Annotated in this window: 26 protein-coding genes; 14 read left to right on the top strand and 12 right to left on the bottom strand. The window is 73.8% G+C overall.

Translation table 11 applies throughout. The annotated features are described in order from the left end of the window. The first annotated feature begins 43 nt into the window (after positions 1–43). Entirely contained in the window at positions 44–3,292 is a 3,249-nt protein-coding gene (icmF, locus tag AC2A1K_RS30235; RefSeq protein WP_483900055.1) for a fused isobutyryl-CoA mutase/GTPase IcmF, read from the top strand. A gap of 44 nt (positions 3,293–3,336) precedes the next feature. Here the strand turns inward: icmF and AC2A1K_RS30240 are convergent, their stop codons facing one another. Next, the gene (locus AC2A1K_RS30240) at positions 3,337–3,663 is read right to left on the bottom strand and encodes a hypothetical protein (RefSeq protein WP_483900056.1); all 327 of its coding nucleotides are present in this window, start codon (positions 3,661–3,663) and stop codon (positions 3,337–3,339) included. 49 nt (positions 3,664–3,712) lie between these two features. On the opposite strand from AC2A1K_RS30240, the gene AC2A1K_RS30245 reads away from it, so the two are divergent. Continuing rightward, positions 3,713–4,531: a helical backbone metal receptor gene (locus tag AC2A1K_RS30245; RefSeq protein WP_483900057.1), complete on the top strand. Its 819-nt coding sequence runs from the start codon at positions 3,713–3,715 to the stop codon at positions 4,529–4,531. Positions 4,532–4,534: 3 nt separating this feature from the next. Here the strand turns inward: AC2A1K_RS30245 and AC2A1K_RS30250 are convergent, their stop codons facing one another. Then, positions 4,535–5,227, bottom strand: a complete 693-nt coding sequence (locus AC2A1K_RS30250; RefSeq protein ID WP_483900058.1) for a hypothetical protein — start codon at positions 5,225–5,227, stop codon at positions 4,535–4,537. 20 nt (positions 5,228–5,247) lie between these two features. Further along, positions 5,248–6,009, bottom strand: a complete 762-nt coding sequence (locus tag AC2A1K_RS30255) for an SDR family NAD(P)-dependent oxidoreductase (RefSeq protein WP_483900059.1) — start codon at positions 6,007–6,009, stop codon at positions 5,248–5,250. 68 nt (positions 6,010–6,077) lie between these two features. Between AC2A1K_RS30255 and AC2A1K_RS30260 the strand changes: the two genes are divergently transcribed. Continuing rightward, complete coding sequence (locus tag AC2A1K_RS30260; protein WP_483900060.1) at positions 6,078–6,998, top strand: AEC family transporter; 921 nt, start codon at positions 6,078–6,080, stop codon at positions 6,996–6,998. Between the two features lie 48 nt (positions 6,999–7,046). Here the strand turns inward: AC2A1K_RS30260 and AC2A1K_RS30265 are convergent, their stop codons facing one another. Next, complete coding sequence (locus tag AC2A1K_RS30265) at positions 7,047–8,264, bottom strand: MFS transporter (protein ID WP_483900061.1); 1,218 nt, start codon at positions 8,262–8,264, stop codon at positions 7,047–7,049. A gap of 106 nt (positions 8,265–8,370) precedes the next feature. Between AC2A1K_RS30265 and AC2A1K_RS30270 the strand changes: the two genes are divergently transcribed. The 3 genes from AC2A1K_RS30270 to AC2A1K_RS30280 are packed head-to-tail and all read left to right on the top strand — an operon-like array spanning position 8,371 to position 11,007. Beyond that, a complete protein-coding gene (locus AC2A1K_RS30270; RefSeq protein ID WP_483900062.1) occupies positions 8,371–9,303 on the top strand; it encodes a LysR family transcriptional regulator in 933 nt (310 codons plus the stop codon). Positions 9,304–9,349: 46 nt separating this feature from the next. Then, positions 9,350–10,201: a 3-hydroxyacyl-CoA dehydrogenase family protein gene (locus AC2A1K_RS30275; protein ID WP_483900063.1), complete on the top strand. Its 852-nt coding sequence runs from the start codon at positions 9,350–9,352 to the stop codon at positions 10,199–10,201. Between the two features lie 2 nt (positions 10,202–10,203). Then, a complete protein-coding gene (locus AC2A1K_RS30280; protein ID WP_483900064.1) occupies positions 10,204–11,007 on the top strand; it encodes an SDR family NAD(P)-dependent oxidoreductase in 804 nt (267 codons plus the stop codon). Positions 11,008–11,431: 424 nt separating this feature from the next. Here AC2A1K_RS30280 and AC2A1K_RS30285 read toward each other — a convergent pair whose 3' ends face one another. Then, positions 11,432–11,923, bottom strand: a complete 492-nt coding sequence (locus AC2A1K_RS30285) for a methylated-DNA--[protein]-cysteine S-methyltransferase (RefSeq protein ID WP_483900065.1) — start codon at positions 11,921–11,923, stop codon at positions 11,432–11,434. Positions 11,924–11,958: 35 nt separating this feature from the next. On the opposite strand from AC2A1K_RS30285, the gene AC2A1K_RS30290 reads away from it, so the two are divergent. Continuing rightward, the gene (locus tag AC2A1K_RS30290; protein ID WP_483900066.1) at positions 11,959–12,918 is read left to right on the top strand and encodes an NADP-dependent oxidoreductase; all 960 of its coding nucleotides are present in this window, start codon (positions 11,959–11,961) and stop codon (positions 12,916–12,918) included. A gap of 50 nt (positions 12,919–12,968) precedes the next feature. On the opposite strand, the gene AC2A1K_RS30295 is transcribed toward AC2A1K_RS30290, so the two are convergent. Then, positions 12,969–14,267 carry an Nramp family divalent metal transporter gene (locus AC2A1K_RS30295; RefSeq protein WP_483900067.1) on the bottom strand — a complete coding sequence of 433 codons (1,299 nt, stop codon included), beginning with the start codon at positions 14,265–14,267 and terminating at the stop codon, positions 12,969–12,971. Positions 14,268–14,409: 142 nt separating this feature from the next. On the opposite strand from AC2A1K_RS30295, the gene AC2A1K_RS30300 reads away from it, so the two are divergent. The 3 genes from AC2A1K_RS30300 to AC2A1K_RS30310 all read left to right on the top strand — a co-directional run bounded on the left by AC2A1K_RS30300 (position 14,410) and on the right by AC2A1K_RS30310 (position 15,985). Beyond that, positions 14,410–14,580 carry a hypothetical protein gene (locus AC2A1K_RS30300; protein WP_483900068.1) on the top strand — a complete coding sequence of 57 codons (171 nt, stop codon included), beginning with the start codon at positions 14,410–14,412 and terminating at the stop codon, positions 14,578–14,580. 81 nt (positions 14,581–14,661) lie between these two features. Then, positions 14,662–15,126 carry a MarR family transcriptional regulator gene (locus AC2A1K_RS30305; protein ID WP_483900069.1) on the top strand — a complete coding sequence of 155 codons (465 nt, stop codon included), beginning with the start codon at positions 14,662–14,664 and terminating at the stop codon, positions 15,124–15,126. A gap of 16 nt (positions 15,127–15,142) precedes the next feature. Then, positions 15,143–15,985, top strand: coding sequence for a hypothetical protein (locus AC2A1K_RS30310; protein ID WP_483900070.1), 843 nt, complete (start codon positions 15,143–15,145; stop codon positions 15,983–15,985). Between the two features lie 82 nt (positions 15,986–16,067). Here the strand turns inward: AC2A1K_RS30310 and AC2A1K_RS30315 are convergent, their stop codons facing one another. From AC2A1K_RS30315 to AC2A1K_RS30325, 3 genes are all read right to left on the bottom strand, one after another. Beyond that, the gene (locus AC2A1K_RS30315) at positions 16,068–17,105 is read right to left on the bottom strand and encodes a protein kinase domain-containing protein (RefSeq protein WP_483900071.1); all 1,038 of its coding nucleotides are present in this window, start codon (positions 17,103–17,105) and stop codon (positions 16,068–16,070) included. Further along, complete coding sequence (locus AC2A1K_RS30320) at positions 17,102–17,665, bottom strand: hypothetical protein (RefSeq protein WP_483900072.1); 564 nt, start codon at positions 17,663–17,665, stop codon at positions 17,102–17,104. The genes AC2A1K_RS30315 and AC2A1K_RS30320 overlap by 4 nt, the downstream gene beginning before the upstream one ends. Before the next feature lie 133 nt (positions 17,666–17,798). After that, a complete protein-coding gene (locus AC2A1K_RS30325) occupies positions 17,799–19,460 on the bottom strand; it encodes an L-lactate permease (RefSeq protein WP_483900073.1) in 1,662 nt (553 codons plus the stop codon). A 417-nt stretch (positions 19,461–19,877) separates the two neighbouring features. On the opposite strand from AC2A1K_RS30325, the gene sigJ reads away from it, so the two are divergent. Beyond that, positions 19,878–20,930 (top strand): RNA polymerase sigma factor SigJ, encoded by a 1,053-nt coding sequence (sigJ, locus tag AC2A1K_RS30330; RefSeq protein ID WP_483900074.1) that lies wholly within the window; start codon positions 19,878–19,880, stop codon positions 20,928–20,930. On the opposite strand, the gene AC2A1K_RS30335 is transcribed toward sigJ, so the two are convergent. Beyond that, entirely contained in the window at positions 20,920–21,489 is a 570-nt protein-coding gene (locus tag AC2A1K_RS30335) for a carboxymuconolactone decarboxylase family protein (RefSeq protein ID WP_483900075.1), read from the bottom strand. The genes sigJ and AC2A1K_RS30335 overlap by 11 nt on opposite strands. Before the next feature lie 71 nt (positions 21,490–21,560). Between AC2A1K_RS30335 and AC2A1K_RS30340 the strand changes: the two genes are divergently transcribed. The 3 genes from AC2A1K_RS30340 to AC2A1K_RS30350 are packed head-to-tail and all read left to right on the top strand — an operon-like array spanning position 21,561 to position 24,369. After that, positions 21,561–22,733, top strand: a complete 1,173-nt coding sequence (locus tag AC2A1K_RS30340; protein WP_483900076.1) for an acyl-CoA dehydrogenase family protein — start codon at positions 21,561–21,563, stop codon at positions 22,731–22,733. A gap of 28 nt (positions 22,734–22,761) precedes the next feature. Then, on the top strand, positions 22,762–23,943 hold the full coding sequence (locus AC2A1K_RS30345) for an acetyl-CoA hydrolase/transferase C-terminal domain-containing protein (RefSeq protein ID WP_483900077.1): 1,182 nt from the start codon (positions 22,762–22,764) through the stop codon (positions 23,941–23,943). Between the two features lie 57 nt (positions 23,944–24,000). After that, complete coding sequence (locus tag AC2A1K_RS30350; RefSeq protein ID WP_483900078.1) at positions 24,001–24,369, top strand: hypothetical protein; 369 nt, start codon at positions 24,001–24,003, stop codon at positions 24,367–24,369. Positions 24,370–24,386: 17 nt separating this feature from the next. Here AC2A1K_RS30350 and AC2A1K_RS30355 read toward each other — a convergent pair whose 3' ends face one another. Both AC2A1K_RS30355 and AC2A1K_RS30360 read right to left on the bottom strand, forming a co-directional pair. Next, positions 24,387–24,668, bottom strand: a complete 282-nt coding sequence (locus tag AC2A1K_RS30355; protein ID WP_133829807.1) for a metal-sensitive transcriptional regulator — start codon at positions 24,666–24,668, stop codon at positions 24,387–24,389. A 30-nt stretch (positions 24,669–24,698) separates the two neighbouring features. Further along, complete coding sequence (locus AC2A1K_RS30360; RefSeq protein WP_483900079.1) at positions 24,699–25,607, bottom strand: serine hydrolase; 909 nt, start codon at positions 25,605–25,607, stop codon at positions 24,699–24,701. Positions 25,608–25,898: the final 291 nt, after the last annotated feature.

Consider the following 25,898-nt stretch of genomic DNA (forward strand, 5'->3'; position numbering starts at 1 on the left):
GTCCTACTATTTGTCGGAGCGCCGACCTGAACTGCGAGGAAGCATGACGGACGAGCTGTACGTCCCGACCCACCCCATCCGCTTCGTCACCGCGGCGAGCCTGTTCGACGGTCACGACGCGGCCATCAACATCATGCGGCGGATCCTCCAGCGCCAGGGCGCGGAGGTCGTGCACCTGGGACACAACCGCTCCGTGGACGAGGTCGTCACGGCCGCGATCCAGGAGGACGCCCAGGGCGTCGCCGTCAGCTCCTACCAGGGCGGGCACGTCGAATACTTCTCGTACCTCGTCGACCTGCTGCGCGAGCGCGGCGCCGGGCACGTGAAGGTCTACGGCGGCGGTGGCGGCGTCATCGTCTCCGACGAGATCGACCGGCTGCACGACCACGGGGTCGCGCGCATCTTCTCCCCGACCGACGGCCAGCGCCTGGGCCTGCCGGGAATGATCAACACGATGATCAAGGCGTGCGACGTCGACCTCGGCGCCGAGCCGCCCTCGAGCTGGGACGGCGTCTTCACCGGCGAGCCCGCCACGCTCGCGCGCGCCCTCTCGGTCGCCGAGGCCGGCGCCCTGCCCGACGAGGTCCGCGAGCGCGCACGGACGGCCGTCGAGAGCAAGGCCGTGCCGGTCCTCGGCATCACGGGCACCGGCGGGTCGGGCAAGTCCTCGCTGACCGACGAGCTCGTGCGCCGCTTCCGCCTCGACCAGGAGGACAAGCTCCGGATCGCGGTGCTCGCCGTCGACCCGACGCGCCGCAAGGGCGGCGGCGCGCTGCTGGGCGACCGGATCCGCATGAACTCGCTCGGCGGGGCGCAGATCTACTTCCGCTCGATGGCCTCGCGCAGCCGGAAGGGGTCCAACTCGGGCGGCACGCTCCCGGAGAACCTCGCGGACGCGATCCTGCTGCTGCGCGCCTCCGGCGCCGACCTCGTCATCGTCGAGACCCCGGGCATCGGCCAGGGCGACGCCGGCATCGTCGACTTCGTCGACTCGTCGCTCTACGTCATGACGCCCGAGTTCGGCGCCGCGTCCCAGCTCGAGAAGATCGACATGCTGGACTTCGCGGACGCCGTCGCCATCAACAAGTTCGAGCGCCGCGGGGCCGAGGACGCCCGGCGCGACGTGTCCCGGCAGCTCGTGCGCAACCGCGACGCGTTCTCCTCGTCGTGGGAGGACATGCCGGTGTTCGGCACCAGTGCCGCGACGTTCCACGACGACGGCGTCACCGCCCTCTACGGCTACCTGCGCACGAGGCTCGGCGAGCACGGGATGACGGTCGGCGAGGGCCGGCTGGCCATCCCGGACTCGAAGGTCTCCACCGACTTCGCGGCCTCGATCCCGCCGGAGCGCGCCCGCTACCTCGCCGACATCGCCGGCACGGTGCGCGACTACCACGAGCAGACCGACGCGATGGTCACCGCGGCCCGCCGGCGTGCGGCGTTGCGCACCGCCACCGAGGCGCTCGGCGACCGCGACGCAGGCGAGCTGCCCGCGGTCCTCGCCGAGGCCGAGCGCGACCTGCCCGGCGAGGCCGCGGCGCTGCTCGAGGGCTGGCCGGAGACCGTCGAGGCCTACGCGGGCGACGAGATGGTCGTGCACGTGCGGGACAAGGAGCTGCGCACCCGGCTGACGCGCGAGACGCTCTCGGGCAACAAGGTCAACCGGGTCTCGCTGCCGGCGTTCACCGCCGACGAGGAGGTCCTGCGCTTCCTGCGCAAGGAGAACCTGCCCGGGCACTTCCCGTTCACCGCCGGGGTGTTCGCGTTCAAGCGCGAGGGCGAGGACCCGGCCCGCATGTTCGCCGGCGAGGGCGACGCGTTCCGCACCAACCGCCGGTTCCACTACCTCTCGCAGGACTCGCCGGCCAAGCGCCTCTCGACCGCGTTCGACTCGGTGACCCTCTACGGCCACGACCCGGCGACCCCGCCCGACGTCTACGGCAAGGTCGGCACCTCGGGTGTCTCGATCGCCTCCCTCGACGACATGAAGGTCCTCTACTCGGGCTTCGACCTGACCTCGCCCACGACCTCGGTGTCGATGACGATCAACGGCCCGGCGCCCGCGATCCTCGCCTACTTCCTCAACACCGCGGTCGACCAGCAGGTCGACGCCTTCGCCGAGGAGCACGGGCGGGCGCCCAGCGAGGAGGAGCGCGCCGAGCTCGCCGAGCACGCCTACCAGAACGTGCGCGGCACGGTGCAGGCCGACATCCTCAAGGAGGACCAGGGCCAGAACACCTGCATCTTCTCTACCGAGTTCTCGCTGCGGATGATGGCCGACATCCAGGAATGGTTCATCCGCCACAAGGTGCGCAACTTCTACTCGGTGTCGATCTCCGGCTACCACATCGCCGAGGCCGGGGCGAACCCCATCTCCCAGCTCGCGTTCACGCTCGCGAACGGATTCACCTACGTCGAGTCCTACCTCGCGCGCGGGATGGACATCGACGACTTCGCACCGAACCTGTCGTTCTTCTTCTCCAACGGCATGGACGCCGAGTACTCCGTGATCGGCCGCGTCGCCCGCCGGATCTGGGCGGTGGCGATGCGCGACCGCTACGGCGCGAACGAGCGCAGCCAGAAGCTCAAGTACCACGTGCAGACCTCGGGCCGGTCGCTGCACGCGCAGGAGATGAACTTCAACGACATCCGCACGACGCTGCAGGCGCTCTGCGCGCTCTACGACAACGCGAACTCCTTGCACACCAACGCCTACGACGAGGCCGTCACGACGCCGTCGCAGGAGTCGGTGCGGCGCGCGCTGGCGATCCAGCTGATCATCAACCGCGAGTGGGGCCTCTCGATGAACGAGAACCCGCTGCAGGGGTCCTTCGTGATCGACGAGCTCACCGACCTCGTCGAGGAGGCGGTGCTCCAGGAGTTCGACTCGATCGCCGAGCGCGGTGGTGTCCTGGGCGCGATGGAGACCGGCTACCAGCGCGGCAAGATCCAGGACGAGTCGATGCTCTACGAGTCGCGCAAGCACGACGGCTCGCTGCCGATCGTCGGCGTCAACACCTTCCTGCCCCCGGAGGACGCCGAGCAGGAGAGCCACGAGCTCGAGCTCTCCCGGGGCACCGAGGAGGAGAAGAAGGGCCAGCTCGAGCGGGTCACCGACTTCCAGGCCCGCCACGCCGACTCCGCGCCGGAGGCCCTGCGCCGGCTTCAGGACGCGGCGACCTCGGGCGAGAACGTCTTCGACGAGCTCATGTCGGCGGCGCGCGTGTGCACGCTCGGCCAGCTCACCGACGCGTTCTTCGAGGTCGGGGGGCAGTACCGCCGCTCCATGTAGCGGCCCATGTGAGCACTTTCCGGGGTTATCACCCCGGAAAGTGCTCACATGGCGGCGAGCTGGGCGGCGAGCTGGGCGATCAGCGCGGCGACGAGGCGGTCGACGCCGTCCTCGCCGCCGAGGATCGCGCGCAGCTCCGCAGCGCCCTCCTCGGTGCCCACCGCGCGAACCTTGGCCCGCAGATCCGCGACCCGCCCGCGCACCTCCCGGTGCAGCAGCCGCCAGTCGTGCGCCCGGTCGGCCGACGCCGGCCCCGCCTGGAGCACCAGGATGGCGACGATCACGCCGACCGCGGGCGGGCGGGCGGCGCGGGGCGATCTCCAGCCGGAGTCTGGGTGCCGGCGGCCCGGACCGGAGGAGAACGCCCTCATCCGGACATCCCCGACCACCGCACCCGCCGTCGTGCGGCACCCTGGAGACATGAACGTCGTCGACGACGAGGGCCGCCGCGTCCCACTCCCCGCGACCGTCGGCCGGGTGGTCAGCCTCGTCCCGTCGCTCACCGAGGCCGTCGGGGTCACCGAGCCGGGCCTGCTGGTGGGCGCCACCGACTGGTGCACGCACCCGGACGACCTCGACGAGCACGGGATCACGCGGGTGCGGGGCACCAAGAACCCCGACATCGACACGATCGTGGCGCTGCGCCCGGACCTGGTCCTGGCCAACGCCGAGGAGAACAAGCCCGAAGAGCTCGAGAAGCTCCGCGAGGCAGGGCTCGCGGTGTACGTCACGGACATCCGCACCGTGGACGACGCCCTGCGGTCGCTGGAGCGGATGCTCGCCGCGTGCGGCCTCGAGCGGCCCGCCTGGATCGACGGGGCGCGGGCCGCGTGGGACGCCCTCCCGCTGCCCGACAGCCCGCGCCGCGCCGTCGTGCCGATCTGGCGCAAGCCGTGGATGGCCGTCGGGCCCGACACGTTCACCGGGGCGGTGCTGGCGCGGCTGGGCGTCGAGAACGTGCTGGGAGGAGACGCCACGGAGCGGAGCTCGAGCACCGAGCGCGACTCACCCGAGCGCTACCCGCGCTTCGACCCGGCCGACCTGCCGGCGCACGACCTCGTCGTCCTGCCCGACGAGCCCTACCGGTTCACCGCCGACGACGGACCGGAGGCGTTCGACGCCCCGTCGGTGCTGGTCAGCGGACGGTTGCTCACCTGGTACGGGCCGAGCCTGCTCGAGGCGGCGCGCGTGCTGCCCGGGGCGCTGGCCGTCGACCGGACCGCGCCGGCGGGTCGCTGAGCCCTACTCGGGGCCGGACCGGCGGACCTCGTCGTGGGAGCCCTCGACGTCGATGCGCGCGAGGGCCCCGGCGAGGCGCCCGATCTTCTCCGGCCGGTTGCCGTAGCGGGCGAGGTCGTCGGCGCTGTCCCCCAGGCCGAGGGCCGCGGCCGCACGCAGCGCGCGGGTGTCGGCGAACGGGGCGACCTCGTCCCAGAGCGCCTGCACCTCGCGCAGGAACACGTCGACGACGCCGTCGTCCACCCCGGGCAGCACCGCGAGCAGCTCACGCTCGCGCGCGGGGTCGTGCCCCGCGTTCTCGCGCAGCTCGCGCAGGTCGCCGCCCCAGGTCTCGGAGACCGCCGACGCGAGCGTCCGCAGCGTCGCCGCGGCGTCGGAGGCGCTGTCGTCGTCGTCGCCGCGGCCCCCACGGTCGCTGCCCTCGACCGCGGCGCCGAGCTCCTTGGCGACGTCCTGCTCGCTCGCGGCCGCGAGGTCCGCGGACGTGTGCCAGCGGTTGGTCACCTCGTGCGCCGCCCGCGCCGCCGGGCTGCTCTCGCCCCGCGGGGCGACCAGGACGGCCGTCACGAGCAGCCCGAACAGGCTCGCCGGGTTGTTGGTGCGCCCGAGCCCGATCTCCTCGGCGAACCCCCGGCCCTCGCGCGCGAGAACCGCGCGGGCGGTCAGCTTCTGGTCTTCACGCAGCGTGTCGTCCATGGGCGCGGGACTACCCGGCGTCAGGTCGTCGTGACGCCTCCATCGACGGTCAGGGTGGTGCCGGTGACGTAGGACCCGGCGTCCGAGGCCAGGAAGACCAGGGCGGCGGCCAGCTCCTCGGGATCGCCGATCCGGTTCGCGAGGACCCGCGGCATCACCGTGTCGAGGTAGCCCTCGTGGTAGCTGTCGGTCATCTCGGAGGTGAAGAAGCCCGGCGCGAGCGCGTTGACACGGATGCCCTTGCGACCGGTCCACTGCTGGGCGAGGTCGCGTGTCAGGCCGATCAGCCCGGCCTTCGACGCCGAGTAGGCGGCCTGCGGCAGCCCGGCCGTGGTCAGCGCGAGGATGCTCGAGACGTTGACGATCGAGCTTCCGGGCGGCATGTGTCGGGCCGCGGCCTGGGCCATCCAGTAGCAGCCGTTGAGGTTGACGTCGATCACCTCGCGGAACTGCTCGGGGGTCTCCTTGGTCGCGGGGTAGGCGGTGCCGATGCCCGCGTTGTTGACCAGGACGTCGAGGCGCCCGAGCTCGTTCACGGCGGCGTCGGCGAGCGCCCGGCAGTCGTCCGGGGACGCGACGTCGGTGCGCACGGTGACCGCCCGGCGGCCGCGTTCCTCGACGGCCTTGCGCGTGTCCTCCAGCTTCTCGGTGCGTCGCGCGCCGAGCACGACGTCGGCGCCGGCCTCGGCCAGGGCGGTGGCGAACACGGCGCCCAGCCCGGAGGAGGCGCCGGTGACCACGGCGACGCGGTCGTCCAGTCGGAAGCGATCGAGGATGCCCATGGTCACAGGACCGTAAGGCACGTTCTCCGGAGTCCGCAGCGCTCCTAGGCTCGCCCGGTGATCGAACGGTGAGCGGGGTGCTGACGGGCTTCCTGGTCATCGGCGTCGTCGTCGCCGTCGGGGTGCTGGTGGGGCGCCTCGGCGTGCTTCCGGACGGGGCGACCGAGGTGCTCTCGCGCACCGCGTTCTTCGTGGCCAGCCCGGCGCTGCTGTTCGTCACGCTGCTGCGCGCCGACGTGGCCCGCGTGCTCTCCACCGGGCTGGTCGTCACCGCCCTCGCCGCGGTGGCGGTGTGCGTGCTCTACGTGCCGGTCGGCGTGCTGCGGCGCCGCCCGCGCGGCGAGACCGTCGTCGGCTCGATGGCCAGCGGCTACCTCAACGCCGGCAACCTCGGCATCCCGATCGCCACCTACGCGCTGGGCAGCGCCGCCGAGATCGCGCCGTCGCTGATCTTCCAGCTGGCGGTGCTGACGCCCGCGTACACGACGCTGCTCGACGTCGTCGCGGCCCGGCGCCGCGGCGAGGACCCGGGGCTCGGCGGGGCGCTGCTGGCGCCGCTGCGCAACCCGCTGCTGCTGGCGACGGTGGCGGGCCTGCTGTTCAACGTCGCCGGGGTGCACGTGCCCGAGGGCCTGCTCGAGCCCGTCGAAGTGCTCGCCGACCTCGCGGTGCCGGCGATGCTGCTGGCGTTCGGGCTCTCGCTCGCGCACGCCCAGCGGCCCGGCCGCGACGACGACCCGGTGTGCCTGGGGGCGGTGATCGTGCTCAAGAACGTGGTGCACCCGTTCCTCGCGTGGACGATCGGCTCGGCGTTCGGGCTCACCGGCCCGGCCCTGCTCGCGGTGGTGGTGAGCGCCGCCCTGCCGACCGCGCAGAACGTCTTCGGCTACGCCGTCCGCTTCGCGACCGGGGTGGCGCTCGCCCGCGACGCGGCACTGCTCACGACCGTCGTCAGCGTGCCCGTCCTGCTGCTCGTGGCGCTGTCGTGATGTGAGCACTTTCCGGGCCTCTAGGCCCGGAAAGTGCTCACAACGGGGTCAGGCCGGGACCAGCTCCGGGTTCGAGGCCTCGGATTCCGCAGCGGCCTCGCGGCGGCGGCCCCGGACCTCGAGGCCGCCGGAGAAGATGAGCACCGCGAGGCCGACGACAGCGAGGGACGCGCCGACGATCGTCGGGGCCAGGTAGCCCAGGCCCGCGGCGATCACCATGCCGCCGAGCCAGGCGCCCAGGGAGTTGGCGATGTTCGACGCCGACTGGATCGCCGCCGACGCCATGGTGGGCGGCCCACCCATCGAGCCGACGAGGTCGAGGATGCGTGTCTGGATCGCCGGCCCCAGGGCCAGCGAGAACATGCCCGCCCCGAACAGCGACAGGACCGCCAGCACCGGGTGGTGCACGGTGACGACGAAGCTCACCAGCACGCCGGCCAGCGCGAGCAGGCAGACGTAGAGGGTGGTCATCGGCGCCCGGTCGGCGGCGCGCCCGCCGAGCACCGATCCCGCGGTCATGCCGAGCCCCACGACGGCGAGCAGCAGCGTCACGGTCGCGGTGGAGAAGCCGCCGACCTCGGTGAGCATCGGGGACACGTAGCTGTAGCAGGCGAACATCGCGCCGAAGCCGAAGATCACGGCGGCCAGCGAGAGCACGACCTGCGGGTGGCGCAGCGTGGACATCTCGGCGCGCAGGGCGCCCTTGCCGGTCGCCGCGGGGGCGGCGGCGGGTACGAACGCGGCGATGCCGGCCACGGCGACGAGACCGATCACGCCGACGACGCCGAACGTGGCGCGCCAGCCGGCGGCCTGGCCGAGCAGGGTGCCGAGCGGGACGCCGACCACGTTGGCGATGGTCAGGCCCAGAAAGACGCGCGACACCGCGGTGGCGCGGCGGTCCCGGCCGACCATGCCGGCCGCGGCCACGGAGGCGGCGCCGAAGAAGGCGCCGTGGGGCAGGCCGGTGAGGAAGCGGACCGCCATCAACGATCCGATCTCGGGCGCGACGGCGGAGAGCAGGTTGCCGACCGCGAAGACGCCCATCAGCGCCATCAGCACGGTGCGGCGGGGCAACCTCACGGTGGCGCCCGCGAGCAGCGGGGCGCCGACGACGACGCCGGCGGCGTACGCGGACACGAGGTGGCCGGCCTCGGCGACGGGGACGCCGAGACCGTTCGCGACCTCGGGCAGCAAGCCCATGATCACGAACTCGGTGGTACCGATGCCGAAGGTGCCCAGGGCAAGGGCGATCAGGGCCAGAGGCACGGGGAGCTCCTCGGGAGGACGTTGTCTTCATCCGTCGCGATCCACCGTCGGCTTCCCGCACTCATAAGTCGAAGAAGCCCAGCGTGGTTTCGCATAAGCTGAGCTGATGCCGACCCTGCGTCAGCTGGAGTCCTTCGTCGCCGTCGTCGACGAGGGATCGTTCACGCGGGCCGCCGACCGCCTGTTCGTCAGCCAGCCCGGCCTCTCCCAGCAGATCGCGGCCCTCGAGAAGGAGTTGGGCGGATCACTGTTCAGCCGCCTGCCTCGTGCGGTGACCCTCACCCCGACCGGCCGGGCCCTGCTCCCCCACGCCCGCGCCGCCGTCACGGCCGCCGAACGCGGCAACGCTGCCGCGCGCCAGGTCACCGGCTCCGAGGGCGGCGAGCTGCGGATCGCGTGCGTCTACTCGGTGAGCCTGGGCCTGCTGCCCGGCGTACTGCGGCGCTGGCGCGCGGAGAACCCCGATGTCACCGTGCGGCTCTTCGAGCACCGACACGGCGACGCCCTCGCCGCCGCGGTCCGCGAGGGGCAGGCCGACATCGGCGTCGGACCGGTCCCGGCGCAGTGGCGCGGACGCCTGCGCGCGCTCGGGCACGAGGAGATGGTCGTGCTGCTGCCGCCCAACCTCGGTCCCGACGACGTCATGGCGCCGGCCGGCGGGGAGATCGCGCTCAGCCGCCTCGAGCACGTCCCGTGGGTCCAGTACGCGCCGGACCACGCGCTGGCCGACGTCCTGCTCGACGCGTGCGAGCAGGCCGGCTTCCGGCCGCAGGTGGCCGTGCGCACCGAGCAGACCGCCGTCGCCCCGCTGCTCACCGCGGCGGGGATCGGGCCGTCGCTGGTGCCCGCGGCGATCGTCCCGCCGGTCTTCGCGGGCACCATCGCCCGCCCGCTCCCCCGCGTCGACCGCGAGCTCGCGGCCTACACCGGGGCCGAGCCGGACACGCTGACCAACCGGTTCGTCGCCGACGTCGCGCGGCACGCCGTGCTCATGCCCGACCACGTTTCGGCGGCGCTGCACGGTCCCGCCGTGCTATGACACGGGGCGACCAGCTCGCCTCGAGAGACCGTGGAGGTCACCCCGCATGCATGCACGCCCGACGAGCGCTGTCATCGGCGGCGGGACGATGGGCGCCGGGATCGCCCACGTCCTGCTCGCCGCCGGGAGCCCGGTGACCCTCGTGGAGGCGGACGCGGACCGGGTCGAGGCCTCGCGCCGCGCCGTGGAGACGAGCCTCGACGGCGCCGCGCAGCGCGGCAAGCTCCCCGAGGGCGTGGGGCGCGACGACCTGCTGGGCCGGCTGACGATGTCGACCGGCGTCGACGAGCTGCCCGGCGACACCACGCTGGTCGTGGAGGCCGTGCCCGAACGCGTCGACATCAAGCAGACCGTGCTCGGCGGGGCCGCGCGCGCCTGCCCGGACGCCGTGCTCGCGTCGAACACCTCGTCGCTGTCGATCGGGGCGATCGCCGCCGACCTGCCCGGCGAGCGCGTCATCGGCATGCACTTCTTCAACCCGGTGCCGGCGCAGAAGCTCGTCGAGCTGGTGGTTCACCCCGGGACGTCGGAGGCCACGACGACGGCGACCCGCGCGTGGGTCGAGGCGCTGGGCAAGACCGCGATCGTCGTCAACGACGCCCCCGGCTTCGCGACCTCGCGGCTCGGCCTGACCGTCGGGCTCGAGGCGATCCGCATGGTCGCCGAGGGCGTGGCGAGCCCCGAGGACATCGACACCGGGATGCAGCTGGGCTACCGCTGGCCGATGGGCCCGCTGCGGCTCACCGACGTCGTCGGGCTCGACGTGCGCCTCGCGATCGCCGAGCACCTGACCCGCGAGCTGGGGCCGCGCTTCACCCCGCCGCAGCTGCTGCGCGACAAGGTGGAGCGCGGCGAGCTCGGGCAGAAGTCCGGGCGCGGCTTCTACGACTGGAGCTGAGCATGGAGCTGGGGCTCGACGGGCGGGTCGCCATCGTCACCGGCGCCTCGCGCGGCATCGGTCTGTCGTGCGCGCGGGAGCTCGCCACCGAGGGCGCGCACGTCGTGCTCGTGGCCCGCGACGCCGAGGCGCTGGGGGCCGCGGCGGGGCGCGTGCGCTCGGCGGGGCCGGCGTCGACGGTGCTGCCGATCGTCGCCGACACCACCGACGACGCGTCGGTGCGGGCCATGGTCGCGCGGGCCGTCGACGAGCTCGGCGGGGTCGACGTGCTCGTCAACGCCGCGGCGCGCCCGGCAGGCGGGTCCCCGATCCCGCCGTTGGCCGAGCTGACCGATGCCGCGGTGCTCGAGGAGGTCGACACGAAGGTCCTCGGTTACCTGCGCACCGCCCGGGCGGTGGCACCCCACATGACCGCGCAGGGCTGGGGCCGGATCGTCAACGTCTCGGGACTCAACGCGCGCCGCACGGGGTCGATCGCGGGGACGATCCGCAACGTCGGCGTCGCCGCGCTGACCGCGAACCTCGCCGACGAGCTCGGTCCGCACGGCGTCGGCGTGGTCGTCGTGCACCCGGGCTACACCGAGACCGAGCGGACGGCGGGGATGATCGCGGACCGGGTGGCGTCGACCGGGAGGTCCGAGGACGAGGTGCGTGCCGAGCTCGCGGCGGGCACCAGCCTGCGGCGGATCATGACCGCGGACGAGGTGGCCGACGTCGTCGTGTTCCTCGCCTCGCCCCGGGCGGTCGCGGTCACCGGCGGCGCCGTCGCGGCCGCGGGCGGCGAGCGTGGTGTCGTGCACTACTGAGGCACTACCGAGGTCCGGGGTTGGCGCAGCGAACGTGCTGTTCGCTGCTTCTATGCGCGCGAAGTCTCCGTTGATCACCGCGGTGATCCCCCCTGAACATGCACGAACCGGCGCCCCGTGATCGGAACGCCGGCTCGTGATCTGGGAGGAAGTGTCAGCTCGGGACCCGCACGGTCCCGGTCGTCCCACCGACCGCCTGTCTGCGCTCAGCGGCGTGGAGTCTGGTGTGGATCAGCTCCCGTGCGCGGTGCGGCGCCGGGACGACCGGGTCCTCGTGATGCGGTGCGGGGTGTTCCCTGCGTCCAATCCATCACCTCTTCCCGGTCATCCGACTATCGGCCGTGTGCGCGGTGCGGATCAGCCCTCAGCTCGTGTGATCGGCACCACAGCGACACCTCTGACGGTACTCACCGCGCGCCACGGGTCAAGGGGTTCGGCCCTCCAGGGCCAGGAGCAATCGCTTGCGTTCGATGCCGGGTCCCCCACCGGAGGGATGGCCGAGCGAGTTGACGACCCGGTGACAGGGAACGAGCAGGCTGATCGGATTGCGCGCGTTCGCCGTGCCGACGGCCTGAGTCGCGCGGGGACGCCCGACCGCTGCCGCGAGTGCGCCGTACGTCGTCACCGTCCCGTACGGCACCTCCGTCAGCGCCGCCCAGACCGCCCGCGAGAACGCCGTCCCGGGCGGGTCGGCGGGCACCGTGAAGCGCCGACGCTCACCCGCGAAGTACTCGCCGAGCTCGCCCGCGAGATCGTCGAGCCCGACACACGCGCCGCCGTCGGGCTCGCCGAAGGCCGGGTCCGGCTCGCGGACCCGCTGGTCGTGGACGTGCAGCCCGCACACGGCGTCCACGGCGTCGTCCCACGTCAGCGTGAGCGGGCCGATCGGGCTGCCGATCACACGGAAGGAGCGCACGCATCCCGGTCTACCCGACGGGGTAGGCAGGACACGTGCGTGCCATCGGAGTGAACTCCTACGGAGGACCGGACGCCCTCGAGGTCGTCGAGCTGCCCGAGCCCCACGCCGGGCCCGGCGAGATCCGCCTGCGGGTGCGAGCGGCGGCGGTGAACCCGACCGACACCCTCGCCCGCGACGGCTCCCGCGCCTCGAACGCGTTCGCTACAGCACGCCGATGGGGCACGGACCCGCCGCCGTGCGTGCCGGGGATGGACGCCGCCGGCGAGGTCGACGAGATCGGCGAGGGTACCGACACCGAGCTCCACGTCGGCGACGCGGCGATGGCGATCGTGGTGCCCGACGGCAGCCACGGGGCCTACAGCGAGTACGTCGTCGTCCCCGCCCGGTCGGTCGTCCGAACGCCGGCGGGCGCGTCGACCGTCGAGGCCGCGACGCTGCCGATGAACGCGCTCACCGCGCGGCTCGCGCTCGACACCCTCGCGCTCCAGCCTGGCCGGACGCTGGCGGTGACGGGCGCGGCGGGCGCCCTCGGGGGCTACGTCGTGCAGCTCGCGAAGGCCGACCGGCTCACCGTCGTCGCCGACGCGTCGGAGGCCGACGAGTCGCTGGTGCGCTCGCTCGGCGCCGATGTCGTCGTGCGCCGCGGGGACGACGTGGCCGCCCGCATCCGCGAGAGCCAGCCCGGCGGGGTCGACGCGGTGGTCGACGGGTCGCTGCAGGGCGACGTCCTGCTCGACGCCGTGCGCGACGGCGGAAGGATCGCGACCGTCCGGGGCCACCGGGGCGCGGAGGACCGCGGCATCACGTGGCACCCGGTGCTCGTGCGCGACGTCGCGCAGGACCACGCGGCCCTCGACCGGCTGCGGCAGCAGGCCGAGGAGGGCGCTCTCACCCCGCGCGTCGCCGACACCATCCCCGCCGAGAAGGCCCCCGAGGCCCACCGCCGCCTCGAGGCCGGTGGCGTCCGCGGCCGTCTCGTGCTGACGTTCTGACGCCTCCGTGAGCGGAATGCCCGGTCATGCGGGGAACGTCGCTCACGTACCTAGCCGAACGTGTCCATCAGCTCGGTGACGCAGAGGACGAGGAACAGGGCGGCCGCGCCCACCAGCAGCGTCGTCGAGAGCCACCCGTTGCGCCACTGCCGCGGCGTCCGGCTGCTGTTGAGCAGCCAGAGCAGCGTGATCGCCAGGAACGGCATGAAGAACGCCCCGAGCGCGCCGTACGCCACGACCAGTGCGAACGGGCGGCCGAGGAACAGCAGCAGCATCGGCGGGAAGGTCAGCCACAGCAGGTAGGCGCGGAACGGGATGCTGCGCTCGGCGTCGTCGTGGAGCTGTCCGGCGGCGGCGAGCTGCTCGGGGGTCTTCGCGACGGCCTCGCGGCGGGTGCGGACGAAGTCGGTGACCATGAGGCTCACGCCCTGCCACACCCCGAGCAGCGACGAGAAGGACGTCGCGAAGAACCCGATGAGGAAGAGCGTCGCGATCACCGGGCCGAAGCGCTGCTCGAGGATCGCGTCGAGGTCGAGCAGGCCGCGGTCGCTCTCGACCAGCGCGATGTTCGCCGTGTAGAGCAGCTCGGCGCCGACGACGAGCATGGCGGCGACGAAGATCCCGGTGGTGATGTAGGCGACGCGGTTGTCGAGGCGCATGATCTTCATCCACGAGCTGTCGCGCCAGCCCTTGGCGTTGATCCAGTAGCCGTACGCCGCCATCGTCACCGTGCCGCCGACGCCGCCGACCAGCCCGAGCGTATAGATCCCCGAGCCCTCCGGCAGCGTCGGGATCAGGCCCGCGAGCATCGCCGGGACATCAGGCAGCACGAGGAGCGCGAGCCCCACCACGACGACGAACATGACGCCGACGAGCACCGTCATGATCTTCTCGAAGACGGGGTACGAGCCGAACCACACGAGCACGAGCCCGAGCAGACCGCACGGGATGCCCCACGCCGGGATCGATCCGCCGAACATCGCCGCGAGCGGCAGCGCCGACGACGTCATCGCCGTCGCGCCGTAGACGAAGCCCCAGATCGCGACGTAGACGACGAAGTACACCGTCGTCCACGGCCCCAGCGAGCGCCAGCCTGCGAAGATCGTCGAGCCGGTCGCGAGGTGCCAGCGTCCCGTGGCCTCCGCGAGCGCGATCTTGACGACCACACCCAGCACGACCGCCCAGAGCAGCGTGTAGCCGTACTCGGCACCGGCGACGAGCGTCGCGACCAGGTCACCGGCGCCCACACCGGTCGCCGCGACGACGATGCCCGGGCCGACGATGCTCCAGCGCCGACGGGTCTGTTGCCCCTCGACGGCCCCGACGTCCTCCGTGCCCCGATCGGTCATGCGGGGTAGTTCAGCACGAGTCGTCACGCTTTCGGCACCCCTGGCGACCGGTCGGTCACGGTGCGCGAGCGCCGACGTGCTCGGCGAGGAACGCTGCGACCTGCGGGCGCGCGCCCGGGCTGCCGAAGGGGGAATCGAAGACGTGGTCGGCGTGCGACACCTCGACCAGCCGACCCGGCACGCCGGCGGTGCGCAGGTCGCGGTCGGCGGCGTGGACGCGCTCGGGACGACGACGTGCTCGGCGGATCCGAGGACGAGCAGCGTCGGCGGCAGGTCCGGGGTGCGGGCCCAGGAGGCGCCGTCGCGCCGGTGATCACGGAAGTCACCGCTAATACCTCCATCGTGATATCTCTCGATGATGGAGAGCAGCTGCTCCCCGGATACGATGCGGATCGTGACCGGCGAGCGCGAGCACCTCGTGCAGCTCCTCCAGGACTACGCCGACGAGGCGGGGCGGCTCGGCCACACCTTCGCGGCCGGGCAGGGCCTCCACCGGACCGATGCGGCCGCGCTGCTCGCCGTCCTGCGTGCCGAGCGCGACGGTGACGCGCTCACCCCGGGCCGGCTCGGCGAGGAGGTCGGCCTCTCCTCGGGGGCCACGACGGCCGCCGTCGACCGCCTCGAGCGCCTCGGCCACCTCCACCGCGTGCGCGACGACGCCGACCGCCGACGGGTGACCCTCCACCACGACCCGGCGGGCGCCGAGGTCGGGCGCGCCTTCTTCGGCCCGCTCGCCGCGCGTCTCGACACCGTGCTCGCCGGCTACACGCCCGCCGAACTGACGATCGTCCACCGTTTCCTCGCCGACGTCGTCACGTCGGTCGCCGAGCACCGCGCCGAGCTGACGGAGATGCCATGACGGAGGCCCCGCCCGCATGAGCTCCCCGAGGGGCGCGCGGGCCGGGGCGGCGGCGGTCGTCGTCGCCGTCGTGGCGGTCCTCGCGCTCGTGATCACGGTGATCGTGGTGCTCTCGCAGAGCGAGATCGCCGCACGCCCCCGCTGCACCATCACCGCGCCACCCGACTCCCCCGGCCTGCCCGCGACGTGGACGCTCTCGCCGGAGCAGGCCGACAGCGCCGCGACGATCGTCGGCGTCGGGCGGCGCCTCGGCGTGCCCGACCGCGCGGTGACGATCGCCCTCGCCACCGCCATCCAGGAGTCGACCCTCGCCAACCTCCGCGGCGGCGACCGCGACTCCCTCGGTCTGTTCCAGCAGCGCCCGAGCCAGGGCTGGGGCAGCGAGGCGGAGATCCTCGACCCGGTCTACGCCTCCACGGCGTTCTACGAGGCACTGCTGCAGGTGCCCAACTGGGCGACGATGGACATCACGGTCGCTGCGCAGACGGTCCAGCGCAGCGGCTTCCCCGAGGCCTACGCCGACCACGAGCCCGAGGCGCGCCTCATGGCCGTGTCGCTGCTCGGGCAGGCGCCGGGGTCCTGGACCTGCGTCGACCTCCCGGCGACCCCGGCCGCCGACCCCGGCAGTGGCGCGGTCGCCGAGCTCGCCGCGTCGGAGCTCGGCACCCGGCGCCTGTCGGGCGCGCAGGAGCCCGAGGCCGGCTGGGCGATCGCAACCTGGCTGGTCGCGCACGCCGAGCGGCTGGCGCTCGAGAGCGTCACCTTCGACGGGCGCACCTGGACGGTCGGTTCCGGCGCCTGGGAGCAGACGGGTCCCGCCGACGGCCGGCTCGCGCTGCGGCGCCTCGGTCAGCCCTGAGCCCGCGCGACCGAACGGCGCCATCGAGCGCATGGCGTTTCGGACGTTGAGTGTCTGCGACGCCACGTCGCTGACACGAGCACTACGCCAGCAGGAGGAATGCGCCCGCGCCGAGGAGGACGAGGACAGCGAGCACGATCAGGGCGACGCCGAGGCGGCGGACCGCCGACCAGGGTTCGTGCTCGCCGGGGTCGGGGCCCTCGTCGGGGACGTCGTGCGGTCGTGTGCCCGTGGGTCCGGCGTCCGAGGGGGCCGGCCGGTTGATCACGTCGGTACGCAGCGTCGGGTCGGTCGCGGCGAAGCGGCGCAGGTCGTCGGCGAGCTCACGGGCGTCGTGGTGGCGCATCGCGGGCTCGAGGGCCAGGGCACGCAGCACGACGGTCTCGAGGTCGGGCGAGAGGTCGCGGACGACCTCGCGCGGCGGTACCGGCGACTCGCGCAGCCGCTGCGAGGCCACCTCGACCGAGCTGGGCCCGCGGAACGGCACCTGCCCGGTGAGCAGCTCGTAGAGCGTGCACCCGACCGCGTAGACGTCGGAGCGGCCGTCCAGCGGGTCGCAGCGGACCTGCTCGGGCGAGAGGTACGCCGCGGTCCCGACGACGACGCCGCTGCTCGTGAAGCCCTCGACGTCGGCGACGCGGGCGATGCCGAAGTCCATCAGCTTGACGGTGCCGTCGGTACAGCGCATGACGTTGCCGGGGTTGACGTCGCGGTGGACGACGCCGCGCTCGTGCGCCGCCGCGAGGGCCTCGCACACCGGCACCAACAGCGCCGCGGCCTCCTCGGCGGGCAGCCGACCCCGGTCGCGCAGCTCGTCGCGCACCGTACGTCCCTCGACGAGCTCCATGACCACGAAGACCTCGCCGCCGGAGGCGCCCACGTCGTGGACGGCGACCACGTGCGGGTGGTCGATCACCGCCGCCGCGCGCGCCTCGTCGCGCAGCCGCCCGCCGTACTCGGCGTCGCCGCGGAACTCCGACGGCAGCAGCTTCACCGCGACCGTGCGTCCGAGCTCGCGGTCGACCGCCCGGTGCACCTCGGCCATGCCGCCGCGCCCGATGAGCCCCTGGAGCTCGTAGCGGTCGGCGAGCACGCGCGGCGGGCCCTCGGGAGCGCTCACATCCGCCGTGTCCGGGCCGCGTCGCCGCCGGCGAGCAGGGCGTCGAACACGTACCGCTGGTCGACCATCGCCTGGCGCATGTCCTCGGTGCCGGCGCTGCCGTCCTCGACCTCGGTGGACACCCGGTGCGCGGCGCGGTAGCGCTCGACGAGGTCGGGGTGGTCGACGGAGATCATCTTCGCGCGGTCGGAGAACCGCTCGACGGGATAGCCGCGCTCGCGCATGACCTGCTGGACCAGCAGGTCGGCGTCGCGCAGACCGGTCGACGGGTTCTCGACGAAGCTCGACTGCGCGGTCTCCCACGCCTGCCCGAAGCGGTCGCGCTCACCGCCGTCGAGCTCGCGCACCTCCAGCTCGCGGCGCCGCTTGAGCCGCGCGCGCAGCTCGCGCTCGCCGTCGCGCGTGCCGTACTCGCCGACCACCCGCTCGTACTCGTCGCCGAACTGGCTGCGCAGCGCCGCACGCCGCGAGCGCGACCGGCTGCGGGCCACGACGACGAGCACGATCCCGACGACGAGCACCGCCGCGGCGATCACCACCACGATCAGGATCGGATCCATGCACCCCTCCGTGCGCGAGCCGGCTGCCGCGACCGCTCGGGGCGATCACACCACCTGGTACCCGCATGATCGCGCCCGGCGAGAGAGGCAGCGCCAAGAGCCGTCCAACGGAGCTACCCGAACACCCGCACGCTCACCCGGCGACCACCATCCAGCCCAGCACGGGGGTCGACTGGAGCAGCACGAGCACGCACATCCCGGCCAGGAAGACGAGGCTCCACAGCAGGACCCGGCGCAGGATCTCGCCCTCGCGCCCGCTCATCCCGACCGCCGACGCCGCGATCGCGAGGTTCTGCGGCGAGATCATCTTGCCGAGGACGCCGCCGGAACTGTTCGACGCCGCGAGCAGGAGCGGGTCGAGTCCGGCGCCGCGGGCGGCGGTGACCTGCAACGACCCGAACAGGGAGTTCGCGGAGGTGTCCGAGCCGGTCACCGCCGTGCCGAGCCAGCCCAGCACCGGCGAGAGCACCGCGAAGAAGCCTCCGGTGCCGGCGAGCAGCCCGCCCAGCGTGAGCGTCTGGCCCGAGGTGTTCATGACGTAGGCGAGAGCGAGCACCGCCATCACCGTGACGATCGCCGTGCGCAGCTGCTTGAGCGTGCGCCCGTAGGCCGCCACCGCCGCACCGGGCCGGACCCGCAGCACCAGGGCGGTGAGGACACCCGCGATCAGCAGGATCGTGCCCGCGGACTCCAGCCAGTTCAGCGTGAACGTCTGCGTCGAGACAGGGCGCCCGGCCTCGGTCATGACGTTCAGGCCCGGCCAGTCGAACCTGGTCGTCGTCGCGCCGAGGGCGTCGTCGACCGCCGGGATCTGCTGGATCGAGAACAGCGCGATGATGATCACGTAGGGCAGGTAGGCGAGGACGGTGTCCCGGCGGGTGTCGGTGACGGTCCCGGTCTGCTCCTGCGTGGCCACACCGCCCGACCCGACGGGCTCGTGCTCGGCGGGCTCGTCACCCGAGGGCACGTCGTCGTCCGACCACCGCGGCGGGCGCACCCGCACGTAGAGCACCACCGCACCGGCGCTGACCAGCGCCGCGACGATGTCGGTCAGCGGCAGCGAGAGGTAGTTCGAGGTCGCGAACTGCGCGATCCCGAAGGCGACGCCGGCGGTGAGGGCGAGGCCGCCGGTCTCGCGCAGCCCGCGGCGCCCGTCGACGAGGGCGACGAGCACGAGCGGCACGAAGACCGCGAGGATCGGCGTCTGGCGCCCGACCATCGCGCCGAGCGCCTCCTCGGGCAGCCCGGTCACCGACGCCAGCGTCGTGATCGGCACCGCGATCGCGCCGAACGCCACCGGCGCGGTGTTGGCGACCAGGGCCACGACCGCGGCCTTCATCGGGCTGAACCGCAGGGCGATGAGCATGACCGTGCAGATCGCGACCGGTGCTCCGAAGCCTGCGAGGGCCTCGAGCAGCGCGCCGAAGGCGAACGCGATGATCACGGCCTGCACGCGGGGGTCGCGCGAGACCGACCCGAACGAGCGCCGCAGCACGTCGAAGTGCCCGGACGCGACCGTCATCCCGTAGATCCAGAGCGCGTTGATGACGATCCACAGGATCGGGAAGAACCCGAACACCGCGCCCTCGGTCGCGGAGAGCACGGCCTGGTCGACGGGCATGCGGTAGGCGAGCACGGCGACGAGCAGCGCGACGGCCAGCCCGATCAGCGACGCCAGCCAGGCCCGCACGCGCAGGCCGCCGAGCAGCACGAACAGGGTCAGCAGCGGGAGCACGGCGACCAGCGAGCTCCAGGCCAGCGACCCGCCGAGCGGGGTGTCGTCCTGGACGTACACGTGCGCCACCTCCCGACCGCCCGGCAGCCGCGCCGCGCTGGTGGCGCAGAGTGCCCGTTCCGTCGCGGTCTGTCGACACGAACCGGTGACGGGCTTTCGGGAAACGGAAACGTCAAGTCTTCGTGAGTTCTCTGGCGGTCGCGCTCCGCGAGGAGCACACGCCTGAACCGGAACCTCTCTTCCTGCCCTCGGCCGGCGGCGGCGTGAACACCACGCCGGTGCTCGCGATCGTGTTCATCCTGCCGGTGTTCACCCTCGCCGAGCTCAACCTCTCGCCGGTCGGGCTCTCGCTCTCGACCCGCGTCGGACCGGCCGCGTTCCGCAACCTCACCGTGGCGCTGTTCTACCTGTCGGTCTCGCTGGGCTCGGCGCGGTCGGGCACGCTCGCCGGGGTTCTACTCCCCCGAGACCGAGGCCGTGCACATCGGCGTCATCGGCGCCGCGGCGATCGTCCTCGGGCTCGCGCTGTTCGCCCTGGGCCCGTGGATCCGCGGGCCGATGCGCGGCGTGCGACGGGCCGTCGGAGGGGCGGCGGCCCGGGAGCCCGGAGGTCATCGGGCGCCCGGGCCCGCGGGGCACGATGCTGGTCGGGTGCCCACGGACCCGCTCGCCGTCGAGGAGCACCGCGCGCACCTGCTCGCGGTCGGCTACCGGTTGACGGGATCGTGGGCCGACGCCGAGGACGCCCTGCAGGACGCGTGGCTGCGCTGGGACCGGCTCGGGCCCGAGGGGCGCGACGCCGTGCGCGACGCCCGGGCCTGGCTGGCCACCACCGTCGCGCGCCTGTGCCTGGACCGCGTGCGCTCGGCGCCGGCGCGCCGCGAGAGCTACGTCGGACCGTGGCTGCCCGAGCCGCTGCTCACGACGGGCCCCGACGACGTGCTCGACGCGGTCGTCGCCGCCGCGGACGTCCGGATGGCCACGATGCTCGTGCTCGAGCACCTGACCCCCGACCAGCGGGTCGCGCTCGTGCTGCACGACACCGTCGGGCTCGGGTTCGACGAGGTGGGCGCGGTGCTCGGCACCACCGCGCCCGCCGCCCGCCAGATCGCGCACCGGGGCCGGCGCCGCGTCCGCGAGGCGGCGCAGGGCGGCGAGCTGCCCGCACCGACCACGGAGCCCGAGCAGCGGCGCGTGCTCGACGCCTTCCTCGCCGCGCTCGCCGCCGGCGACGTGCCGACGCTGGTCGCCGTCCTGCACCCCGACGCCGCCCTGCGCACCGACGGCGGCGGGGTCGTCAAGGCCGCCCGGCGGGTCGTGCGCGGTGCCGACAAGATCGCGCGCCTGCTCGTCGCGCTCCTCGAGGAGGCCGGTCCCGAGCTCCTCGAGGTGGTGCGCCCCGTGACGGTGAACGGCGAGGTGGGGATGCTCCTGCCGTCGTCACCCCCGATGGTCGGCGTGCTGACCGTCGTCGACGGCCGGGCGATCGGGGTGCACGTGGTCATGACACCGGAGAAGCTCAGGACCTGAGCGGCACCTCACAGGAGTCGGCGAACCCCTGGCTGTGCAGGCCGAGGGCCGCGTTGGCGCGGGCGCGCTGGTTCTCGACGGCCACGAGGTGGGTCAGCTCCACGAGCCCTGCGTGGCCGAGGCGGGCGTCGAGGTCGGCCACCTGGGCGTCGGTGACCGCGATCGGCTGCTCGGTCATGGCGTCGGCGTAGGCGAGGACCGCCCGCTCGTCGCCGTCGAACGCGGGGTCGTCGGGGGCGGTGTCGGCGGTGGCGCGGCGCAGGTGGTCGACGTCGAGACCCTCGTGGATCCAGAGCATCTCGCCGAAGTCGACGCACCACGAGCAGCCGACGCGGGTCGCCGTGCGGTACACCGCCAGTTCGCGCAGCCGCGCGGGCAGGACCGTCGCCGACCGTTCCAGCAGCGACTCGCTCACCGCCGCGGTCCAGAACAGCCGCGAGTGGTGGCGCAGCGCCGCGAACGGCTCGGGGACCTCGCCGAACCGCCGGCGCGCGAAGGCGTAGGCGAGGCGGCCGAGGACGCCGGCGTCGTGATCGCCGACGAGGGGGATGCGGGCCATCGGGTGTCCTCCTGATCGCTGTGGTGACCGGTGGACGACGCAGCCCCGCGGAACGTGACAACGTGTCGCCCATGGAGGCCCCCGACTTCGCCGACGTCCTGTCCTCGGTCCGCGAGTTCGTGCGTGAGGAGGTGGTGCCGCGCGAGGACGAGATCGAGGCGGCCGACGAGGTCCCCGAGAAGCTGCGCGCGCAGTGCAAGGCGATGGGCCTCTACGGGTTCGCGATCCCCGAGGAGTTCGGCGGCATCGGGCTGTCGATGGCCGAGGAGGTCGAGCTCGCCATGGAGCTCGGTTGGACCACGCCGTCGCTGCGGTCGCTGTTCGGCACCAACAACGGCATCGCGGGCCAGGTCCTGCTCACCGGCGGCACGGCCTCCCAGCGGCAGGAGTGGCTGCCGCGCCTGGCGACGGGCCAGGTCGTGGCGTCCTTCGCCCTGACCGAGCCCGACGCCGGCTCCGACCCGTCCTCGCTGACGACGAAGGCCGTGCGGGACGGCGAGGACTTCGTGATCACCGGCGCCAAGCGCTGGATCACCAACGCCCCGCTCGCCGACGTGCTCATGGTCTTCGCCCGCACCGATCCGGACGCCTCGCCGGCCAAGGGCATCTCGACGTTCCTCGTGCCCACCGACGCCGCGGGGGTCTCGTTCTCCGAGCACGACGCCAAGATGGGCCAGCGCGGCTCGTGGACCTGCGAGGTCTACCTCGACGACGTCCGCGTGCCGGCGGCGAACCTGATCGGCGCGGGCTCGGAGGACTCCGGCAAGGGCCTGAACCGCGGGTTCGTCACGGCCATGCGCTGCCTCGCGCACGGGCGCCTGCACATCGCGGCGCTGTGCATGGGCATGGCGGCGCGGCTCGTGCACGAGATGACCGAGTTCGCGCGGGAGCGAGAGCAGGGCGGCCACAAGATCGCCGCCTACCAGCTCGTCCAGGGCCTCGTGGCCGACTCGGTCACCGACTGGCACGCCGGGCGCGCGCTGGTCCGGGAGGCCGCGCGCGCCTACGACGACGGCTCGGACACCACGCTGGGCCCGTCGACGGCGAAGTACTTCTGCTCCGAGGCGGTCGGACGCATCGCCGACCGTGCGGTCCAGGTCCACGGCGGCTCGGGATACATGCGCGGGGTGCCGGTGGAGCGCCTCTACCGCGACGCGCGCCTGTTCCGCATCTACGAGGGCACGAGCCAGATCCAGCAGGTGATCATCGCCCGCGGCGTCCTGGGAGGCGCTGCCCGCGGCTGACCGGGCGCCGCCTGGAAGACTCCCGATCATGGCGCTCGACGGCCGCGTCCTCGCGGCACTGGTCCGGCCCGGCGCGCGGATCGCGCTGGCCGACGGCACCGGCAGCCCCCGCGCCGCGTACCCCCTGCTCTCGGCGCTCGCCCGGGAGCGCGGCGACCTGCGCCTGGTCACCGGCTGGCTGCCCGGACCCGCCGACGGGCTCGAGCTCGACGCCTTCGCCGACGCCCGCACGGTGATGCCCGGCTGGGGTCTGCGGAGCGCCGCGGACGCCGGGCAGATCCGCGCGGTGCCGGCACGCCTGTCGACCGTGCCCGCCCTCGTCGCGGGACCCCTGCGCCCCGACCTGCTGGTGGTGGCCGCCGCGCCCGGGCCGGTGGGCCCGGTGCTCGGCAGCGAGGCCTCCTGGGTCCGCGCGGTGATCGACCTCGGCGTGCCGATCGCCGTCGTCCTCGACGCCGGGCTCCCCCGCGCCGTGTCCGGTCCGCCGCTGCCCGACGAGCAGGTCTTCGTGCTCGGCGAGGCCGACGAGGGCCCGCACGTCGTGGCCGCGACCGACCCGAGCGCCGAGCACGAGGCGGTCGGGCGCCACGTCGCGGGCCTGCTCACCGACGGGGTGCGCCTGCAGTGGGCGCCCGGCCAGCTCGGGGCGGCGGTGGTCGACGGGGTCCGCGCGGCCGGCGTGCGCGTACGGGCCGACTCCGGGCTGCTCGGCGACGGAGTCGTGGCGCTGGAGAAGGCGGGGCTGCTGCTCGGCGACCCGGTGGCGACCTACCTCGTCGGGACCCCCGAGCTCTACGCCTGGGCCGACGCCCGCGGGCGCGCCGGACGCCCGGTCGTCCACCGGATCGAGCACACCCACGACCCCGGGCGCCTCGCCGGCGACCCGCCCCTGGTCGCCGTCAACACCGCGGTGGAGATCGACCACGACGGTCAGGTCAACGTCGAGGGCACCGCGACCGCCCTGGTCGGCGGCATCGGCGGGCACCCCGACTACGCGGCCGCCGCCGCCCGCGCCGCGCGCAGCCTGTCGGTCGTCGCGCTGGCGTCGCACCACCGCGGACGCTCCACGCGCGTCGAGCGGCTCTCGCGCCCGGTGAGCACGGCGTCCCACGACGTCGACGTCGTCGTCACCGAGCACGGCCACGCCGACCTGCGGGGGCTCGACCGTGACGAGCGTCGCCGCGCGCTCGACCCGCTGTTCGGACACTGAGATCCGCCTAGGGTGGGTACGCCTCGCGTTCACCCCGCCGATCCCCGGAGGACACCCATGGCCGACGGCACCGCCTCCCCGCCCGCCGCCCGCGCGCACCTCGCCGCGGTGCCCGACGGGACGGTGACGCGCACGCCGCCGCTGCCCTCGGAGACCACGCCCGAGCGGTGGGACGCCCCGAACCTGCTCGCCGCGCTCGACGCCGGGGACGAGGAGGCCGTGAAGGCCTGGGTGCGGGCGCACACGCCCGAGCCGGGGAGCCTCCTGCTCTACGGGCTCTACGTCGGCGCCGGGGTCCTCGGTCTCGTCGAGTGGCCCTCGGTCCTGCTGGCGATGCTCGGGCAGATCATCGTCGACCGCCGTTTCGGCGGGGTGGAGGCGCTCGCCGCCGAGCTGCGGGCGCGGGTCGAGGCCGCGCGGGCCTGAGCGGCGTCAGGAGCCGGTCACGACCGCACGAGGCGGGCGATGGCCGCGGAGGCCTCCTGGACCTTCTCGGCCGCCTCCTCGTCGCCGGCCTTGGCGGCGTCGACCACGCAGCCGCCCATGTGCTCCTCGAGCAGGCCGAGCGCGACGTTCTGCAGCGCCCGCGTCGCCGCGGACACCTGGGTGAGGACGTCGATGCAGTACTTGTCGTCCTCGATCATCCGCGCGATGCCGCGGACCTGGCCCTCGATCCGGCGCAGCCGCCGCAGGTGGTCGTCCTTGCTGTCCGCGTAGCCGTGCATGACCCTCCTCGCGCCGGGTGCGGACCCAGGCTACCCGGCGGACGACACCGGCCGGAGGTGATCGCGGACGGCGGCCGCGGCCGCCGAGACGTTCTGGCGCGCCTGGTCGTAGCCGGGGGGCTGGCTGCTGAGCACCGCAACCATGTAGCGGCCGTCGACGATGCCCGCCGAGTGCACCTCCGCGCGCCCCTGCAGGCAGCACATCCATCCCTGCTTGACCGGGGTGGCGCCGTCGAGGAAACCGAAGGCCTGGTCGAAGCCGTCACCGGCGACGCGCGCGGCCCGGCCCATCGCCCCGAGCACGAGGTCGCGGTCCTGCTGCGGGAGGTCGGCCTGGACATGGCGCAGCAGCGTGACCATGTCGCGTGCCGAGGTCTGCACCTCGCCCCACTGCGACGAGTCCTCGGGGGGGCTCGTGTCCTCCAGGTCGAGCGACTGCGCCACCCGCGTGATCGCACCGGGACCGTCGTACTGGGTCCACAGGGCGTTCATCGCGGGGTCGCTGCTCGAGACCAGGGCGGCGTTCACGAGACGGACGTCGCGGGCGCCCAGGGTGAGCTCGCCGTCGCGCTGGCGCTGCAGCATGTCCACGACGAGGAAGAGCTTCGCCAGCGACGCCGTGTCGAAGGTCTGCTCGCCGCCCGATCCCGGGGCGAGCTCGCCGGTGGCCAGGTCGATGGCGGCGACCCCGACGGTCGCGCCGTTCCGGCCGCCCGCCTCCTCGCCCGCGGCGACGGCCCCGGCCAGGTCGATCCGCGGCGCGTCCGGCGCCGCGGCCGGGCCGACCGACTCGACCGGCTCGGCGCCGCCCGGGATCTCCCGGAGCAGGTGGTCGGCGGACGCGAGGGGGTCGGCGGTGCCGGTGGAGATCGTGTCGACCGTGACCATCGTCCCGGCGACGAGCGCCCCGACCAGCGCGGCGCCCAGGCCCAGCGGCACCCCGCGTCCGCGCCGCCGGGGCGCGGAGGGGACGGCGGGGACGGCGCGGACCGCCCCGAGGCCTGGGCCGACCCTTCCGGCACCACGAGGGGCCCCGTCGGCCCCGTGGGTCTCGTGGCCCCCAGTTGTCGACCGGCGAGCGGGCGGTTCGGCGGGCAGCGCCACCGGAAACCCCGGCGAGGTCCCGGTGGGGCGCCGGGTCGAAGTCCGGGGCTCCTCGGGCACGACGTCCGGGCGGACGTGGCGCCCGGACGGGCGGGGGTCGACACCGGGTGGGGGCGGGGATGGGGG

It is taken from the genome of Actinomycetospora sp. 2LY8.5 (assembly GCF_057180585.1).